Source organism: Longimicrobium sp. (assembly GCF_036554565.1).
GTDB lineage: Bacteria > Gemmatimonadota > Gemmatimonadetes > Longimicrobiales > Longimicrobiaceae > Longimicrobium.
Window position 1 is genome coordinate 1 of the sequence record NZ_DATBNB010000289.1, and the last position, 2,007, is coordinate 2,007.

Annotated in this window: 1 protein-coding gene and 1 pseudogene; both read right to left on the bottom strand. The window is 70.1% G+C overall.

Annotated elements, in window-relative coordinates; translation table 11 throughout:
• A pseudogene (locus VIB55_RS07805) lies at positions 1 to 1,351 on the bottom strand (peptidase S8); the annotation flags it as partial.
• A 211-nt stretch (positions 1,352 to 1,562) separates the two neighbouring features.
• The coding region (locus VIB55_RS07810) for a sensor histidine kinase (RefSeq protein WP_331876113.1) at positions 1,563 to 2,007 on the bottom strand (445 nt) is incomplete at its 5' end.

Below are 2,007 nucleotides of genomic sequence, written 5' to 3' on the forward strand. Positions count from 1 at the left end.
TCTCCACCGCGCACACCCGCGACAGGTTGGGCATGTCGGCGAAGAGCACCGCGGGCTCCTGCCACAGGAGACTGCCCTCCGACAGGGTCCGAACGTCGCGCGGGTAGATGCCCCGCCGGCGGAACGCCTCGATGAAAGCCACGCGGTAGCCCAGGTCGTCGTCGCGCACCAGGTCGAAGTCGGCGGTGATCAGCGCGCGCAGGTACTCGCCGAAGGTCAGGTCTACCGGCGGGCAGTAGTCCAGCGCACGGATGCACATGGTCAGCACGTGCCGGGCGCACTTGGAGGCCTCCTGGGCCAGGCGGTTCACCAGGTCCGGATGAAGCTCGCCCGGGGGAAGCTGCCCGCTTCCCGCGGTGGCGATGCGCAGCAGGTCGGCGATGCGGGCCCGGTACATGGCCAGGAAGGCGTCGAACACGGCGGCCACCAGGAGGCTGCCGCGGTCGTGCGGCTCCGAAACGGTGTCCATCAGCGAGGGATCCGGCTCGCGCGGCTCCCACTTCTTCGTGGTCTCGTTCACCTTTCCCAGCGCGTCGCGCAGCGCGCCGTGCCGCCCCGTGGCCTCACCGTACTGCTGCGCCAGCTGGCCCAGCAGGTTCTGCGAGGCCAGGTCGCCGCGGGTGCGGGCGATCTGGCTCTTCAGCACCTCGGGCATGGAAAAGTGCTGGAAGAGCGCCACGATGTCGGAGAACGCCTCGTGAAAGGCCAGCACGTCGGGGTTGCTGGGCTCCAGCAGCAGCCGGTACATGCCGTCGAGCAGGGCGTGCGTCACCTCGTGCGCGATCACGTCGTGCGACAGGCAGGTGAACACCACCCCGCGCGGCAGGAGCTTTCCCGGCTCTTTCGCCGTGGCGGGAAAGTATCCGAAGAGCACCGCCATCCGCTGCGGGCTGTAGTACGCGTTTGCGCCGCGCAGGGCGTGGGGATACAGCCGCAGACGGTCTACCTGCCGGTCCTTTCCCGTGGAGGGATCGTACTGCGACCAGAGGGCCGCCCGGCCCAGGGCCTTTTCGAAGTGGCGGATGGTGGTCATGGACACCGCGTACACCATCTGCTGGTGGAACTGCGGGTTCCCTTCCGAGGGCGGCAGGCCGTCGCGGGCCAGCAGGTGCGGGTGCTCCAGGTTCACCGGCGCGTAGAAGCACCCGCTGGCCGGGTCGAAGTCGACCACCTCCACGGATTCGCCGACCGGGCCGGGGCCCAGCTCCTCCCACGGCACCTTCAGCGTCACGCGGTTGAGCACCGCCGTTTCCACCCGGGTGTCCAGGCTGGGATCGAACGCGTAGACGCGCAGCCGGCGGTACTGGGGGCAGGACGGTGCCAGGGGGTCTACGGGTGCGGAATCGCTCATGAGGAATGGCGGGCGGGGATTGCCGGGATGGTGGAGCGGGAGATGCCGCGGGGGGCGGCGGGTGCGGAGGGGAACGCGCCACGCGTGCACATTCACAACATGCGCGAGGAATTTCCAACGGGCAAGAGCCGTCTCAATCCGTGTGGTCCGGGGCGCGCGCCGCGGCCTGCCGGGCCGCGCGTACGGACTGCACGTCGTTGGCGCGGGGAGGTCAGGCGATGTCGGCGGCGGGAAGGGTGAGGGTGAATACGGATCCGCCGCCGTCGCGGCTGCGGACGCCCAGGTCGCCGCCCATGCCGCGGGCCAGGTCGCGGCTGATGGCCAGCCCCAGCCCCGTGCCCTCGGAGCGGCGGGTGCGGCTCATGTCTACCTGCACGAACGGCTCGAACACCGACGCCTGCTTTTCCGGCGGAATGCCGATTCCCGTGTCGCTGACGGAAAGGAAGACGACCGCCGGCTCCCCGGGCACCACGCCGGCCTCGACGCTGATGCGGCCGCCCGGGGGGGTGAACTTCAGCGCGTTGCTCAGCAGGTTGATCACCACCTGCTGCACTTTTTCGCGGTCGGCCCGCACGGGCGGGGCGTGCAGGACGACGTCGAACGCGAGCTCCTTGGCGGCCATCTGCGGCTCCACCATGGGCGTCACGGCGGCCATC